We start from the raw sequence: 16,572 nt of genomic DNA on the forward strand, positions 1-16,572 counted from the left end.
CATACCTGAATAAAGCCGCAGTAAATGCGGCACTGGAGGAAATGGTACCACCATACCTGAATGAAGCCGCAGCAAGTGCGGCACTGGAGGAAATTATGGACAGGATAGAGAACCTGATAGTAAATCTGAACCACGCACAACGGGAAGTACGGCTCCAGGCGGTCCGGGATTTAAAGCAGGCTGTAGACAACGGGGAGATCCCGAGTGTACCGAGACAGGATGAATGTAATAACCATGTGCATTCCCAATATTCTTTTTCACCGTACAGCCCTTCCAAAATTGCATGGAAGGCTTACACGGTAGGATTGACTACCTGCGGAATCGTAGACCATGAATCCGTCGCCGGCTGTCTGGAATTCAAAGAAGCCTGCGGTATTTTAGGCGTGATACCTACGGTTGGTTTTGAAGTTCGGTTAAACTGGGATAATACGCCGCTGAAGGGAAAGAAGTTCAATAATCCGGATCAATTGTCTGTGGGCTATTTCCCGGTTCACGGAGTTCCCATCAGTTCGCTTGGGAAGATCGAGGAATTTCTGGTTCCCATCCGGGAGGCACGCGAGATCAGAAACCGGGCGATGGTGAAAAAAGTCGACGCAATCTTAAGTAATTACGGTATGAATCTGGATTTTGACGCCCATGTCATTCCGGTATCCCGCTGGAAGGAAAAGGGTACGATCACCGAACGGCATCTTTTGTTTGCCACTGGCCAGCGGATGATAGAGAAATACGGCAGAGGGCAGGCGCTTGTGGATTTCCTGGAGAAGAGACTGGAGATTCCGCTGTCCGGAAAGGTGAAGGAGTATCTGTTGGATACGGCCAGTCCGATTTATGACTATGACCTGACGAATCTGTTAAAGGGATTTTTCTCTGAAAACATGTATGTGCCGGCCAATGCACAGGAGACACCGGACGTGGAAAAGACGATTCCGTTCCTGAACTCCCTGGGATGCATACCGACCTATACGTATCTGGGCGATGTCCGGGGAGAATCCGTAACTGGCGATAAAAAAACTCAAAAATTCGAGGATGATATCCTGGATGATCTGTTCAAATACGTATCCGAGTACGGAATGCAGGGATTCAGCTATGCGCCCAGCCGGAACAGCGAGGATCAGGTAAAGCGGGTCCGTGATCTGTGCGCCCGCTACAATATGCTGGAAATCTGCGGAGAGGATATCAATCAGCCGCGCCAGCCGTTTATCAACGCCACGCTGACCGCGGAAGAAAAGAAATATTTTGACGATGTGGCCTGGGCGATCATCGGACATGAAAGGGTGGCCGACGGTGCGCTGGAAAGGGGCATTCTTTCCGAAGAAACCAAACGCAAATACTCATCCGTCCAGGAGAGAATCCGGGTATTCAGGGAATATGTCACAAATGGTGAGTGCTAAACATAATTAAAATTCAGAGTCTTAAAATGGGATGTGCAACGGGGGTTATTACATGGATACAAATAATTCGGTACAGCTTTACCGGGTATTGAAAAAATATTTTCTACTTCGGATGAATCAAAAAGAGATCGCCCAAAGCGAAAATCTCTCCAATGCCACGATATCTCGCATGATCAATAAAGCGGTCGATATGGGATATGTCAGCTATACCCTGAATCTGCCGGTTATCACCCAGTTCGATCTGGAACAGGAGATTAAGGAAAAATATCACCTGGATTATGTTTCAGTAGCGCATGTGGATATCGATGAACCGAATATCATTGCCAGGGATGTCTCGCTGGCGGCAGCGGATTATCTGAACCAGATCGTGAGAGACGGGGATATCATCGGCCTTTCCTGGGGCAACACGCTGGCGCGGGTAGCCGAAAACCTCCGGCCCAAGAATGTGTCCGATGTAACCATAGTAGGCTTGAACGGCGGTGTGTCCAGAAACGCTACCAGCACGGGAGCGGAGAATATCCTGGCCAAATTTGCCAAAAACTACCGGGCAGTCGGATACAGCCTGCCCGTGCCGTCCTTTGTAGACAATTCCGAGATTGCGAAAGCCTTAAAAAGTGATTCGAAGATCCGGGAAATATTTGAGCTGATTCACAAGGCGAATATTCTGCTGTTCAGCGTAGGAAAGATCCGGGAGGATTCCGTCCTGATCCAGTCAGGCTATTTTACAGAGCAGGACTACAAAACCCTGAAAGAAGAAGGATATGTGGGAGATATCTGTTCCCGCTATTTCAGGCAGGATGGTACCCATCTGGATAACGAACTGTACAACAGGGTCATAGGAATCAGCCTGGAAGAAGTAAAACAAAAAGATAAGAGAATCTGCGTGGTCATGGACGAAGATAAAATCAAGGGCCTCAAAGGAGCATTAGCCGGAGGATACATCAACTGCCTGTTCCTGGACGAAAAATCAGCCCGCAGATTAGTGGAAGAAATGTAGAGGGGACTGGCACATTCCGGCCAGTATCTGATTCCAAAGAAAAAGCAAGAGAGGAAGGGGCCTGTCCCCGGAAGCCGGCTCGATCAAAGCCCGCTGACCGGAAGCTCCCTTCCTTTTTATATTTCCCTATCAGATCCCCGCCCTGATTGACTTTGACGCAGGGACACGCCAGCATTATCTATGGCGTAAAGAACACGAACAAACTGAAAGTCACAATCAATCCAAATGACATCCATGTGGACAAGAACAGGCTCCCACAAGCCATGCGGGGGGCTGGAAAACTTGGGAGGAAGATATGGAACGCTGACGGAAAGAAACGCAAAACCGCTTGTTTAAGCCGGTGCAATTTGGTAGAATAATAAGAAGTAGATTGGAGAGTGAGAAAAATGGTGGAAACGATTCAAACCTATATCCTGATGCACAAGGATATTCCGGTGGCGGAAATGCGCCTGGACAGCGTGACTGCGTCTGTTTCCGCTGTTGGAGAACTATATACCCCCGCCCATGTGCCGGTGGGCATCCCAGTGAAAAAAGGGAAGATTGACCGCGCTGCGCTGAATGAGTGGTGGACGGGGCGGGCAATCCCGGCCAGCCGTGCGGGGCTTGTGCGTGCTTTGGAAGAACTGAAGATTGCGTCTCCACAGGTGCTTTTGGATAAATGCCTGGGCCTGTCCTTGTCAGATCAGTATTGGATCTGTCCGGCTGACCGGAAAACTGCGTGGAGCGAGGTCAATTTCTTTGAGAACGCATTTTCGGAGGATGTGGGCAATGCCCTGTTCGGGCACCCGGTGTCGGGCGAGGGAATCAGCATGATGTCCCCGGACAACACCTCGGACGGCTGGCTGAAGAAGAAGTGGACGATTGTGAACGGAAAACGCTGCCTGCTGAAAGCCGGGAGCGGCGCGACCCAGCAGGAGCCTTATAACGAGGTGCTGGCGAGTATCATCATGGAGCGGCTGGAGATTCCCCATGTGGCCTATACCCTGACCATGCAGGAGGACTATCCGTACAGTGTATGCGGGGACTTCATTACTCCGGACACCGAGCTTGTGACAGCGTGGTATATCATGCAGACCCAGCCGAAGCCCAACCATGTTTCTGTTTATCAGCACTATCTGGACTGCTGTGATAAGCAGGGCATTCCGGGTATCAGGGACAGCCTTGACCGAATGCTGGTGGTGGATTACCTTATTATAAATGAGGACAGGCACCAGAATAATTTTGGCGCTGTCCGCAATGCCAATACGCTGGAGTGGATTGGCGCCGCGCCGATTTACGACAGCGGCACATCCCTCTGGTTCGATAAGCCCACGATGATGGTCGGCTCCATAGGCAGAGTGACCAGCAAACCGTTCAAGAACAGTCATGATGAACAAATCAAGCTGGTATCCTCTTTTGACTGGCTGAATCTGAACGCGCTGAACGGAATTGATGAGGAGCTGCGGGTACTGACAAAAGGCTCCCTCTTTATAGATGAAGCCCGCTGTAATGCGCTGTGCAAGGCTCTCTGCGGGCGTGTGGAACGGCTGGCGGAGGTTGTGAACAGCCGCCGGAACCTTTACCCAGTAGACGACCGCATCGCTGATGTGACGGAGGACGTGGCATACAGCGGAGAGGATATGGATCGGTAGGAAGAATAAAGCAGCGGTCATGTCCCTGACCAGTTCGGGTGTCATTCCTTCCGGAGGATTTTTGATATATTTTTGCCTCTGGGTTGGAAAAGAAAGCAATTGCGCTTTTTCTTCGACCGGTTTGGACTTCTATATTAAAAGGGATGAGTTATTAGACTACTGGGATTCACCTGCTTCAAAATGGACAGGTAGAGGTGGGAAAAGGAAAGAAGTCTAAGTTTTTTACAAAGGGGGAAGTTCCGGAAGAATGGTTTTGCTATATAAATAGCATTGCCTGTAATACCCGCCCTGCGGTGTCTACGGATAAAAAAATAATCTGGCAGCCAGAGATACCATACAAGGGATGGTGATCAGGCCCAATATGGTCGATAAGGTAAAGAGATCGGATGCGTGTTCCGTCCTGATTTCGCTGTTCTTGGAGAAAAAGATAACGCTGGAGGCCATGGGTACGGACATGGCGATAACCAGGGAAAAGGAAAGTGTCTGGTCCAGATGCAAGGGAAGCAGCATAAAGATTACCAGCAGGGGAAACAGGATCATCCTGATACAGCTGATCCACAATACACGGGGCTTTCGAAACAGGGAGAACAGATTTCCCTGTGCCAGGTAGGCGCCGGATACCAGCATGGCCAGAGGAGTGTTCATTCCGGCGATAAATTCCACTGATTTCTGTATGGGATCAGGAAAAGAAAGCCTTAACAGATACATTCCCAAACCCAAAAATACACAGATTATCATAGGATTGACGAAAAGGCGCAGCTTCATTAGAAAGCTGCGTTTTCTGCCGTCTGACATCAGCGAAATGCCAAAAGTCCAGACAAACAGCTGAAATGCGATGACACAGGTATTATTATAAAAAAGACCCAGATTACCGTATAAGCTCAGCATAATTGGGGCAGCCATAAAGCCGGAATTTGTAAATATAATACCAAAGCGTTCCACTGGAAGCAGCTGGGCGTCACACCGGTAACGGGCCAGATGGGAGACAAAGACAGCCAGCAGATGGAATAGGGAAGCTGCCAAAAGCCCGATTATAAAATTACGTACATATTCCCGGCTGTACTCCATACGAAAAGATGAGAGTACCAGCAGAGGGTTTACCACATATTGTACCAGATTCGTCAGCTGCAGATTCGTTTCCCTGGAAATCAGCCGGATCTTGTACAGAAGAAAGCCAACGCCGATGAGCAGGGACATCACCAGAACCTGGTTGAAAACAATGCGCCCGATCCCCATACGCACACCGTCAGACTCTGGAGATCCCGAAAATATTAGGCGCGAACGACTGTAAATGTACTAATTTATTTTCGGTTATGTGCAGTTTCATAATATCCTCAGCGGCGTCCGCGTCCTGATTTGTCAGCGCCTGAACCAAGGAGGCATGTTGTAAATGAGAACGCGCCACATTGGACGAATTGACCAGGATCAGATTCGTAATCCGTTCGATCTGTCCGGAAATCTGTGAATACAGCTTCTGTAATATCAGGTTGTGACTGGCTTCAATCAATGTGCGGTGAAAGATAATGTCGGAACGGGTCAGTGAATTATAATCGTGTCTTTCAATATCCCGCTCCATCTCATCACAGAGCTGCCCCATGGCTTCCAGCTGGCCCGGATGCATCGCGAGAGCCGCCTGACGGGCCGCAAAGCGTTCCAGATATTCCCGGACTTCATACAGCTGTGTAATGCTTTCATAAGAGATATCGGAAACAAGATATCCTTTGGAAGGAATGGATACCACCAGCCCTTCGCTGATCAACGCCTGAATCGCCTCACGGATAGGCGTGCGGCTGCTGTTTAATTCCGCCGACAATTGCTTCTCGCTGATTACAGAACCGGGCAGCAGCCGACGGCAGATAATCTGCTCCTTCAGATATTGGTATGCCTGCTCTCTTTTAGACAGCTGTACATTTTCATTCATTAAAAATTCCATAACAGTTCCTTTCTGTACCCCACAGACGTAACTTAAATTTGCGTATCCAAATGTCAAAAATCCCTCCGGGGAGGATCGCACAGCGGCGGAAGGGAAGCTGCCGCATACGCGGCCCGCCGCTGGCGGAGAGTTTCGCAAGCGAAACTCTTTTATTTAATCTCTATATACTCATTATCGTGATCGATCTCCTCGTAACCTCTGGATTCCAGCGCGTAACCCGCTTCGCGAAGGGAAGCTTTCGTATAGATCCACAGCATAACCAAGGGTTCGTCAAAGGGATTATAGAACCAGTGCTCGACGCCTTTAGGGGCGAAAATGGTATCTCCGGCGCGCTGTTCGGTTTCGATATCGCCGACTCCTCCGATTCCTTTTCCTGAAAGAATATACATAATCTCCTCGCAGCCCACATGGGAATGTTTCTTGTGCAGAGAGGTGCGCGGAGCAAAGGAACAGATGCCGAAGGTAAGCTCTTCAGAAGGCACAGGGGTCTGGCCATCCACCAGAATCAACCGTTCAGCCCCGATCAAATCCGGAATCGGAAAGTTCTGTCCGTCCTCCTTTGTAATCAAATAAGGGGATTTCTTTCTTCGTTCTTCCATTTCTTCCGGGGTAAGATTTAATGCATCCTTATTCATTTCTTCTGACATTGTAAAAACCTCCTTGTAATGTGTTTTAATATGTATTTCTAATGTATACATAGTGAATACCTGATGTATACCACAAGCGTAATATATCATAACACCATTTAAAAAGCAAGTAAAAATTTCTAAGAGGAATTCGATTCCCGGTCCGTGCCTGCTAATTCATCCTGAGAATCTAACCATAGTCCGCCTTAAGCGATGCTTAAAACCTTAACATCAAAGTACAGCGTTCCAGCGAATAGTAAAGTAGGAAAGAGACGCCCCCCTCATTCCTCAAATTTATAAAAACTACACAAAAAAGCCTCCGCAAAATAATATAAAACAGACAAAATGATGTGGAAGAGAAAAAAAGTCTTGATAGTTAAGGGTGATTATGCTAAGATACACACATGGAATACCAATGGAATACCAATGAAATATTAATTGTAGACACAGAAGTATGACCTGCCGGATAGGCAGGAGACTTATCTAGTGAGATGACTTAGAAGGAGGTAGGAACAATGGGTAAAATGAAGGCGGTCGTTGCCAGGGGCGCCAATGAATATTCAATCGAAACGATGGATATTCCGCGGCCGGGATATGGAGAGGTGCTGTGCAGAGTGCGTTCGGTAGCGATCTGCGGCTCTGATCCGGGATTATTCCACGGAAAATATGTGGAAAGAGGCTGGCCGCCGGCGTATCCGTTCATTTTCGGACATGAATGGGCCGGAGAAGTAGTGGAGCTGGGTGAGGGGGTTGCGAATCTGAAGGTTGGGGACCGGGTGGCAGGCGAAGCACACAGCGGGTGCGGGATCTGCGAAAATTGCAGGCAGGGATTTTATACTTTATGTCTCAATTATGGAAAGAATGAAAGCGGACACCGGCACTATGGTTTCACCTCGAATGGAGCTTACGCCGAATATGGGGTATTTACGGAAAAGTCCTGTGAAGTAATGCCTGAGAAGGTCAGCTTTGACGAAGCCACCATGTGTGATACCGGCGGCGTGGCACTCCAGAGTCTGCGCATTGCTAATGTGACGTCCTGTGAGACGGTAGTGATCTATGGACCGGGGCCGATCGGAAACCTGGCCATGCAGATTGCCAGGACGAAAGGCGCGGCTGCGATCATGGTCGGCAGAGGACACAGACTGGAGATCGCTAAGAAAAGCGGCGCGGATTATGTGGTGAATTATGAAGAATGTGATCCCGTGGAAGAAGTACGTAACATCACAAACGGACGGGGGGCGGACGCGGCGATTGAGGCGGCCGGCACACAGGCCTCGGTACATAATGCCATAAAAAGCGTCAGAAAAAACGGAAGGGTTTCTCTGATCGCTCTGACAAAAGAAAAAGACATCTACGTTCCGGTGAATGACATCGTCTGTGACCAGATCCGGGTAAATGGTTCCAGGGCAAACCCCAATGTGTCAAAGGAGGTTTTGCAGCTTTTGGAGCAGGGGAAGATCGATACAAAACACTTGATCACGCATACCTTTGATCTGGAAGAGATCCGGCATGCAATCGAGATCTTTGAAAACCGTATGGATGGAGCTATGAAGGTAGTGATACATCCGTAGGCGTAACTATATAAGGTAAAAATTAAGGAGGATTTGAAATGATGAAAAAAAACATTCGAAGTGCGGCAGCAGCGGTAGCTGTGGTGATGACCTTGATTCTGGCCGGATGCGGTAAGTCGGAAGAAAGTACTGAACCGGCAGCCGCCAGCGCGGCTCCAAAGACCACTAACGAAGCAGCAGCTCCGGAAGAAACTGTTTCGCAGACCGCTGAAGCAGGAGGTGAGACGAACCAGGATCTGAGCGGAAAACGTGCCGTGCTGTTGGTTAAGAAATTAAGCAGCAGCTACTGGACGGAACTGGAGGCCGCAGCCAAAGAAAAATGTGAAGAGTACGGCTGGACCATGGAAACTCTCTGTCCGGTAACCGCGGACAGTAATGAAGAACAGATTCAGCTGCTGGAACAGTCTCTTTTAGACCCGCCGGATGTTTATCTGCTGGCGCCTGCAGATTCTGAGGGAATTACCCCGGCGATCGAGAAGATCAATGAGGCAGGAGTCCCGATTATTAACCTGGCCACAAAGATTACCGGAGAAGGCCTGGAATATGTCACTTTTGTCGGGGTGGAGTATTATGATATTGCCACCAGCGCTGCAAATGCTTTAATAGAACTTCTGGATGGCAAAGGGAACGTGTTAATTCTGGAAGGAACGACCGGTTCCCAGACCAGCACGGATATCAAAGCCGGCGCCGATGATGTATTTGCCAAAAACAGCGGTATCACGGTACTGGACAGCCAGCCTGCCAATTATCAGCGCCAGGAAGCTCTGACGGTAACCCAGAACCTGCTTCAGAAATATCCCGAAGTGGACGCGATCTTTGCTTCCAACGGAGAGATGGCTCTGGGGGCTGCGGAAGCGGTGCGTCAGGCCGGCAGGGATGGAATCAAGATCTGTGCGCTGAACTGTTCCGAAGAATTGGTACAGGCCATCGCAGATGGGAAAATCGCGTTTACCGCAGACGATGTATCCTGGAAGATGGGCGAACAGGCATCTGTGGCAGCCATGGATTATTTTAAAGGCGTAACCATGGAAAAAGAGAGAATGCAGGATGCGGTTATCGTAAACGAAGACAACCTGAGTGAATATAAAGCAAAATACGGAATTCAGTAAGAAATACTTAGCCAAAATATAGATCATTCATATGATAGAAATTTCATAAATAACGGGATGCCCAGTGAATCTGCCCGATATATATTTTGGTACAGCGAAAATGGGTTCCGTGAGCCTGTTTCCATAGAATTTATGGCGCAGCAGATGCGCCGCTGGAGGAAAGAATGGAAAACGAGATATTACTGGAAATGAAGAACATTCGCAAAGAATTTCCGGGTGTTGTAGCGGTAAATGATGTATCCATGGATATCCGAAAGGGAGAAGTACATATCATCATAGGAGAAAACGGGGCAGGAAAATCCACGCTGGTTAAAATGATGGCCGGTCTCTATAAGATTGACGGCGGTGTCATGCTTCTTAATGGACTGGAGTATAAACCGGCAAATGTGCTGGACGCACAGCAAAACGGGGTCAATATCATCCACCAGGAGTTAAGTATGATGCAAAACCGTACGGTGGCGCAGAATGTGTTCGTGGGAAGAGAACCGGTCAAAGGGCCGCTTCGGATGGTGGACAATAAGGAAATGAACCGGCAGTGCAGGGAACTGCTGGAAGGGCTTGGCATAGATATCAAACCGACTGCCATGGTGAAGGACTTAAGTATCGCGCAGCAGCAGATGGTGGAGGTGGCGAAGGCCATTTCCACCGAGAATAAACTTCTGATCATGGATGAACCCACATCCAGCCTGACCCAGAAAGAGATCGACAACCTGTTCCGGATTACAAGGCAGCTGAAATCACAGGGTACCAGTATCATCTATATTTCCCACCGGATGCAGGAGCTGATGGAGATCGGAGACCGGATTACGGTAATGCGGGACGGCTGTTATGTGGGAACCAGGGATGCCGATGACATCGGGATGAGTGAATTGATCACCATGATGGTGGGCCGTACTATTGAAAATGTATACAACCGTACTTACAATGAACCCGGGAAAGAGATGCTGCGCACAGAGAAGCTGACCGGTTTGCGGTTCCGGAATGTGGATATCCATGTCTGTCAGGGGGAAATCGTCGGTTTCGCGGGACTGGTGGGAGCCGGGCGGACGGAACTTGTGAAGGCAATCTTCGGTTTCGATCAAGCCGAGGGCGGTAAGGTCTTTCTGGAAGGGAACGAAATCAATCTGCCGAAGCACAACTGTAACCGGGCCGTCCAAAAAGGGATGGCGATGATTTCCGAGAACCGTAAAACAGAAGGGCTGTTCATCAACATGTCGATCAAAGACAATATCGTCCAGGCCTGTATGTTTGATAAGTTCCGGAATGGAATCGTGAAAAAGGATGTGATCAAAGAGACGGCCAGGAAGGGCGTAAAGGATTTAAAAGTAGCTACCACTTCCATAGAAAAGAAGGTATTCAATCTGTCCGGCGGAAACCAGCAGAAGGTTGTCATTGCCAAATGGCTGGCGACCAACAGTAAACTGTTTATTTTCGATGAGCCTACCCGGGGGATTGACGTGGGGGCCAAGTCGGAGATTTACGGTATTATGAATGAACTGGCGAAGAACGGAGCCGCCGTGATTATGATCTCTTCAGACCTGCTGGAGCTTCTGGGCCTTGCGGACCGGGTCTATGTCATGAAAGACGGGGAGATTTCAGGTGAAGTGAGCCACGAGGAAAACGTATTTACGCAGGAATATATCTTAAGCCTCGGAATCGAAGGTGGGAGAGCGGTGGAACATCAATCTTCACCTGCACCAAAAGCCAGTCCGCAGGACTGCGAAAAAGGAGGAAAGCATGCAGCAGGTTAAACAGAAATTAAAAAATGTCTCCGGTCTGATGTGGGGAGTCCTGGTGATTATCCTGGTCTTTATCTTCTTTGCAAAGGGCTTTACGAAATATCAGAATATCCTGAATATCCTGAGCAATACCGCGATCCTGCTGATCATCTCCTGCGGTATGACGATGGCGATCCTGTCAAAAGAGATCGATATCTCCATCGGCGGAGTGATGTCTTTTGCGGGGCTTGGGGGAGCGCTTTTTATCACCCGTTTTGAGAACCCGGGTATACCCGCCATTATCCTGACCTTTTTGATCGGAACCGGTATCGGTCTGTGCTTCGGATTGTTTAACGGTATTCTGATCGGAAAATATAAATATAATTACTGGCTGATTACCTTTGCCACCATGAGTATCGGCTATGGAGCGGCTCAGGTGATCAATGGCGGAAACGTGGTGTCCGGCTTCCCAAAAGCTTTCCGGAATGTGGCGGATTCTAAGTTCCTGGGGATACCCACCGTTGTCTGGACAGCGCTTATGATTGTACTGATTATGCTTTTTATTACATACAAGACCCGTTTTGGAATGCACATCTACGCGGTGGGCGATTCGGAACAGTGCGCATCCCAGTCCGGAATCAATGTGAAGAAAACCAGGATACTGATCTACATGCTGGCCGGTATGCTTTCCGGCTTCGGCGGCGTGCTGCTGGTGGCAAAGACCAACTCAGCAGGGCCTGTGGCAGCCAATGGATATGAATGGAACGCCATCGCTGCCACGATCATCGGCGGAACGTCCTTTGAAGGCGGCAAAGGCGGTCTGGCAGGGACCATTGTGGGTGCTCTGGTCATGAGTATGATCATCAACGGCCTGCAGCTGATGGGATTTTCCAACTATTGGCAGCAGGTATACAAAGGGGCTTTCATCCTTCTGATTATCGTGGTGGACGTGATCAGCAGAAGAAAGAAAAAGAAAGCAGCGCTGCGGAGGGTATATAAATATGACTAATGCAAAATTCAGAAATTATTTCATGAAATATTCCCGGCTGCTTGTTCTGATCCTTCTGGTCATATTCTTCTCTGCAGCGACGAAAACGTTCTGGGGTCCCGGTAACTGGGGAAATGTATCTAATATTGTATTACAGCAGGCGCCGTTTACGATCCTGCTGGCGATCTGCATGACACTGGTAATTGTATTAAAGGGCTTTGATCTTTCGATTGGTTCTGCGGTGGCCCTGATCTCCTGTGTCGCGGGTATCGTGCTCAGCAAAACATATAATCCCTGGCTTGCGATTCTGACGGCCCTGATTCTGGGGGCGGTGATCGGGATCATCAATGGTATCCTGGTGGCCTATGTGGAGGTGCCCACGTTCATAGTGACGTTTTCTATGCAATGGATCCTAAGGGGAGTCGCGATGGTATTACTGGGCGGCAAGCAGATCTATGACTTTGGCCCCACGTTCCGGAATATTTTTACCAGTTCCAGATACACATTCCTGATTCTCATGGCGGTCATAGCCATTCTTATGGCTTTACTTCTCTCTAAGACGGTTTTTGGCAGGGAAGTCTATGCGACCGGAACGAATCAGGATGCCGCCAGAATGAGCGGAATCCGGGTAAAACGGGTCTATATCACATCATTTTTGATGAATGGGCTGATCATCGCGTTTACTTCGGTGCTATATATCGCGAATCTGGGTACGGCGGAACCGATTATCGGGGAAAATTTTCCTATGACTGCCATAGCGGCCACACTGGTAGGAGGGACCGCTGTCTCCGGCGGCTCCGGAAAAGTATCCAATGCAGTGATCGGAAGTCTGATCATGCTGGTTCTTACCAATGGAATGATCCATCTGGGAGTTCCCAGCGAATGGCAGCAGGTGATGATTGGGGCGATCATCGTCTTGTCGGTGGTGGCGGAACGCGGTATGCAGAAGATCTCTGTTGAGACCGAGTAGAGGTAAGGCAGCGTAACTTCAGCCGCAGATGGATCATGGAAAGATATATCTGCATCAGGACGAAATAATTAGGATAAGAGGTGCATCTGCATCAGGACGAAATAATAAGAATAAGACAGGAGGAGATCGATATGGCTAAAATAGGATGGATAGGAATAGGGAATATGGGAAGCCGTATGTCCAGACGCCTTTTAGAGGCGGGACATGAGCTTACGGTATGTGATAAGATAAAAGAAAACGCCAGGGAGTTAATCGCGGACGGAGCCGCATTTGTGGAAAATCCTTCCGAACTTTGTGCCAAAGCGGATTATATATTTTCCATGATACCGAATGCACCGATTCTAAAGGAGATTATGGCCGGAGAAAATGGGGTGTTAAAAACGGTAAGGCCTGGTACGATACTGATCGATATGAGCACCATTGATCCGGGCTCCTCTGCGGAGGTAAATAAACTGATCGAACCCACAGGAGCGAAATTTCTGCGGGCGACGGTTACGGGAAGCGTGGACTATGCCGCCGAAGGTACCCTTGGGATAATGGCGTCCGGGGGCAGGGATGTATTTGAGCAGACCCTGCCTATGCTGAAAATATTGGGTAACCGCCAGAGGTATCTGGGGGATCAGGAACAATCCAGATTTATGAAAATCTGCATCAATATGATGCTCGGAACAACTATGCAGATGCTGGCCGAATCACTGGTTATGGGTGAAAAAGCCGGAATCGACTGGGAGACTATGGTGGAATGTATCTGCGACAGCGCAGCCGCGGCAAATATCGTGAAGGCCAAGGAGCAGGCGCTGAAACAGCGTGATTTTACCGCTATGGCTACATCGGTTATGATGGAAAAAGATATGAACATCGCAATGGAGCTGGCCAGGGAGTATGAACTGGCATTGCCGGTTGCGGCTGTGTCCAGACAGTATTACGCGGCTATGAGGGCCCATGATATGGGCCAGATCGACTATAGCGGTTTGATTTTGCTTAATGAGAAGATTTGTGGAATTGGGAATTGATGACAGGACGCCGGGGGGCTTTCAGATAGTCCCCCGGAGGAAAGGGACTGCTTTAAGCCCGGGAAAGCTTTAAGGACGGGAAAGCTTTAAACCCGAGAAAGCTTTAAACTCGGGAAAATTACAGAATAGGTTTGTTATGAGGTCTATTTAAGATTTATTTCCGATAAGATTCAGATTTATTTCCGATAAGATTGTGTGTTGTATTTTTTGCTGTTTGGTGTTATTCTAAATTTATCTTTTTGACGGTGTTCTGCCGTCTGTGACGATCAGTCACAGGATATTTCTTTTCGTGCTTCTGTATCGAAGCTTTTACCCAATTGTTAAGAAAATTGAATATACTAGGAGGATTGCCAATGGCAAACAAACTGCAGGATTATTTTCCGCTTATTCGTACAAGAGGGGAGGTGTTGGACGAAATCAGGAGCAAGGATAATCTGCGGGATATGTACGAGAAGTGGCGCCCCAAACAACAGGAGGAATTTCTGGATTTTTGTACCGGAGTTCGGGGCGTAAAGATATTGTATGATTCTTTTTTCAAGGAAATCATGAGTCCGGAATCGGCTCCGGAGCGGTTAAATGAATTATTGTCGGAATTGCTTGGAAAGGAAGTGAAGATTGTCCAGGTGCTGCCAAATGATTCTGCCAGGATTGCAGATGAGAGCTCTTTGCTGGTAATGGACATTGTAGTCAGCCTACGGGATGGAAGCCTGGCCAATCTGGAGATGCAAAAGATCGGTTATGCTTTTCCCGGGCAACGCAGTGCCTGCTACTGCGCAGATCTGCTCCTGCGCCAGTATAAGCGGGTGAGAGGGGAGAAGAAGGAAGGCGTGTTCAGCTATCGGGATATTCAAACGGTATATAATATAGTTTTGTTTGAGAAAAGTACCAGAGAATTTCATGAACACCCAGAAGATTATATTCATCGGTCCAGACAACGATTCGATACCGGACTTCATGTAAATCTATTGCAGGAATTTATCTTCGTACCGCTTGACATTTTTCGGAAAAACACCCAAAATAAAAGTGTGGATAGTGAGCTGGAAGCTTGGTTGACGTTTCTTTCCTTTGATTCGCCGGAGAAGATAGTACAGCTCATTGAAAAATATCCCAGGTTTAAGGAGATGTATGATGAGGTCTACGAGATCTGTCTGAATACGGAAAGGGTGATGGGGATGTTTTCAAAAGAACTACAGGAGCTGGACAGGAATACGGTTCAGTATATGATTGATGAGATGCAGGAGGAGATAAATAAACAGTCTGAGACAATAGACACTTTGAAGCGTAAAGTTGAAGAACAGAAAAAATTATTGGAGAAAAGCGGTGTATTTGCCGATTCCATTTAGTAACAGTTTGTTAATAGCAGATAGAAGATAGCTTCTCTAAAGATGGAAAAGCAGTCTTAAAGGCATTGTGGTAAACAGTGAGAATGCCTTTTAGGACTGCTTTTCTGGTTTTATAACTTATAAGTTACAGCATCCCTTCATACATGCCCTGCGGGCAGGGTCGCAGCAAAGCTGCTCCACAAGGAATACTTTTAGCTTACCTTAATACAGATTTGGCGCGAACAATTTCAGATAATTCGCCTTGCAGATCCGGATATGTTCTCCAATCTGGTACTCCGCGTCCTCTGGATCATGATTTTCTAAAGCATCAACGATCTTAAGGTGATAGCAATCCGCCTCAGACAATCCCGAGGGGACCGAATGAATCAGATAAGTAATGCGCAGAATCTGCGGATACAAGGATTCATAGCTTCCGATCAAAAACGTATTCCGCGAATAACGGATCAGATTCAGATGGAATTCCGTATCAGTTTCATAGAAGGTGTCCAGATCCCCTTCCTCGAGCTTCTGAGTCATGGTGGTGGCCAATTCCCTCAGATTCTGGAGCTGTGCCGGAAGAATGTTCTGAGAACATAATTTGCCGGCCAGTTTTTCCAAATACTCACGTACGTCATAGAGCTGCGCGATGTCTTCGTAGCGGACTTCGGATACGAAGCAGCCCTTGGTGGGTATGGAAGTAACCAGATTCTCAGAGACGAGCTGCTGGATCGCCTCACGTATGGGAGTGCGGCTGGCATCCAGCATGGTGCAGAGCTGACGCTCCACGAGAAGGGTGCCGGGAGGCAGTTCATTTGTAATAATTTGATTTTTAAGATATTCGTACACAAGCTGTTTCTTAGATTTTTCTGCCGAAGCATTCAGTGCTGTATTCAAGACCATAGAGTATCCCCCTGCTTTTTCTGCAAATTCAAGCAGCATCCAGAATATCCCGGGTTTGGGTGATAAAAACGAAATGACAGGCCCGACATAAGCTGTATATTCACGACATATTACTGGTATACCGTTGTGTTAATATTTTTACATACTGTTTTCGTGTTGTCAACTGGAAAAGGGGGAAAACAAAAGTTACTATACACGGCCAACTTTGGTATTGGGGATTTTGATACTGAGGTCCGGGCGGAAGGGAAGCGGTGTGTCTTGGGGAGCCGGGCAGCAAATCTCGCGGGGCCAAATCACTTCGGCCGGACCTAAGAATGGCTAACTCCGAAGACGGGAGAACCTCTTATTGGCAGGGCCCGGAACAAACTCGCCACAGGACGGCTCGGACAGTGTTCCGGGCCCT

At 48.3% G+C, this 16,572-nt stretch carries 14 protein-coding genes; 10 read left to right on the forward strand and 4 right to left on the reverse strand.

The genetic code is table 11. The annotated features are described in order from the left end of the window. Positions 1–95 precede the first annotated feature (95 nt). From ABC831_RS20945 to ABC831_RS20955, 3 genes are all read left to right on the forward strand, one after another. Entirely contained in the window at positions 96–1,391 is a 1,296-nt protein-coding gene (locus tag ABC831_RS20945) for a PHP domain-containing protein (protein WP_343250016.1), read from the forward strand. A gap of 52 nt (positions 1,392–1,443) precedes the next feature. Further along, positions 1,444–2,388, forward strand: a complete 945-nt coding sequence (locus ABC831_RS20950; protein ID WP_343250017.1) for a sugar-binding transcriptional regulator — start codon at positions 1,444–1,446, stop codon at positions 2,386–2,388. A 386-nt stretch (positions 2,389–2,774) separates the two neighbouring features. After that, positions 2,775–4,019, forward strand: a complete 1,245-nt coding sequence (locus ABC831_RS20955; protein ID WP_343250018.1) for a HipA domain-containing protein — start codon at positions 2,775–2,777, stop codon at positions 4,017–4,019. Positions 4,020–4,316: 297 nt separating this feature from the next. On the opposite strand, the gene ABC831_RS20960 is transcribed toward ABC831_RS20955, so the two are convergent. The 3 genes from ABC831_RS20960 to ABC831_RS20970 form a co-directional block, all read right to left on the reverse strand. Next, positions 4,317–5,255: an AEC family transporter gene (locus ABC831_RS20960; protein WP_343250019.1), complete on the reverse strand. Its 939-nt coding sequence runs from the start codon at positions 5,253–5,255 to the stop codon at positions 4,317–4,319. 10 nt (positions 5,256–5,265) lie between these two features. Further along, on the reverse strand, positions 5,266–5,952 hold the full coding sequence (locus tag ABC831_RS20965; RefSeq protein WP_343250020.1) for a GntR family transcriptional regulator: 687 nt from the start codon (positions 5,950–5,952) through the stop codon (positions 5,266–5,268). Between the two features lie 149 nt (positions 5,953–6,101). After that, positions 6,102–6,599 carry a cupin domain-containing protein gene (locus ABC831_RS20970; RefSeq protein WP_343250021.1) on the reverse strand — a complete coding sequence of 166 codons (498 nt, stop codon included), beginning with the start codon at positions 6,597–6,599 and terminating at the stop codon, positions 6,102–6,104. Between the two features lie 494 nt (positions 6,600–7,093). Here ABC831_RS20970 and ABC831_RS20975 point away from each other — a divergent pair, with 494 nt between their 5' ends. The 7 genes from ABC831_RS20975 (at position 7,094) to ABC831_RS21005 (ending at position 15,290) form a co-directional block, all read left to right on the forward strand. Continuing rightward, positions 7,094–8,149 carry a zinc-dependent alcohol dehydrogenase gene (locus ABC831_RS20975; RefSeq protein WP_343250022.1) on the forward strand — a complete coding sequence of 352 codons (1,056 nt, stop codon included), beginning with the start codon at positions 7,094–7,096 and terminating at the stop codon, positions 8,147–8,149. A gap of 38 nt (positions 8,150–8,187) precedes the next feature. After that, entirely contained in the window at positions 8,188–9,258 is a 1,071-nt protein-coding gene (locus ABC831_RS20980) for a sugar ABC transporter substrate-binding protein (RefSeq protein WP_343250023.1), read from the forward strand. A gap of 164 nt (positions 9,259–9,422) precedes the next feature. Next, positions 9,423–11,009, forward strand: coding sequence for a sugar ABC transporter ATP-binding protein (locus ABC831_RS20985; protein WP_343250024.1), 1,587 nt, complete (start codon positions 9,423–9,425; stop codon positions 11,007–11,009). Beyond that, positions 10,996–11,985 (forward strand): ABC transporter permease, encoded by a 990-nt coding sequence (locus ABC831_RS20990; protein WP_343250025.1) that lies wholly within the window; start codon positions 10,996–10,998, stop codon positions 11,983–11,985. Before ABC831_RS20985 ends, ABC831_RS20990 begins: the two co-directional genes overlap by 14 nt. After that, entirely contained in the window at positions 11,978–12,934 is a 957-nt protein-coding gene (locus tag ABC831_RS20995) for an ABC transporter permease (RefSeq protein ID WP_343250026.1), read from the forward strand. The genes ABC831_RS20990 and ABC831_RS20995 overlap by 8 nt, the downstream gene beginning before the upstream one ends. 80 nt (positions 12,935–13,014) lie before the next feature. Continuing rightward, on the forward strand, positions 13,015–13,947 hold the full coding sequence (locus ABC831_RS21000; RefSeq protein ID WP_343250027.1) for an NAD(P)-dependent oxidoreductase: 933 nt from the start codon (positions 13,015–13,017) through the stop codon (positions 13,945–13,947). A 353-nt stretch (positions 13,948–14,300) separates the two neighbouring features. After that, on the forward strand, positions 14,301–15,290 hold the full coding sequence (locus tag ABC831_RS21005; RefSeq protein WP_343250028.1) for a PD-(D/E)XK nuclease family transposase: 990 nt from the start codon (positions 14,301–14,303) through the stop codon (positions 15,288–15,290). 201 nt (positions 15,291–15,491) lie between these two features. Here ABC831_RS21005 and ABC831_RS21010 read toward each other — a convergent pair whose 3' ends face one another. After that, a complete protein-coding gene (locus tag ABC831_RS21010) occupies positions 15,492–16,169 on the reverse strand; it encodes a GntR family transcriptional regulator (protein WP_343250029.1) in 678 nt (225 codons plus the stop codon). Positions 16,170–16,572: the final 403 nt, after the last annotated feature.

Origin of the sequence: Diplocloster hominis (genome assembly GCF_032380655.1) — a bacterium.
Classification (GTDB): Bacteria; Bacillota; Clostridia; order Lachnospirales; family Lachnospiraceae; genus Diplocloster; species Diplocloster hominis.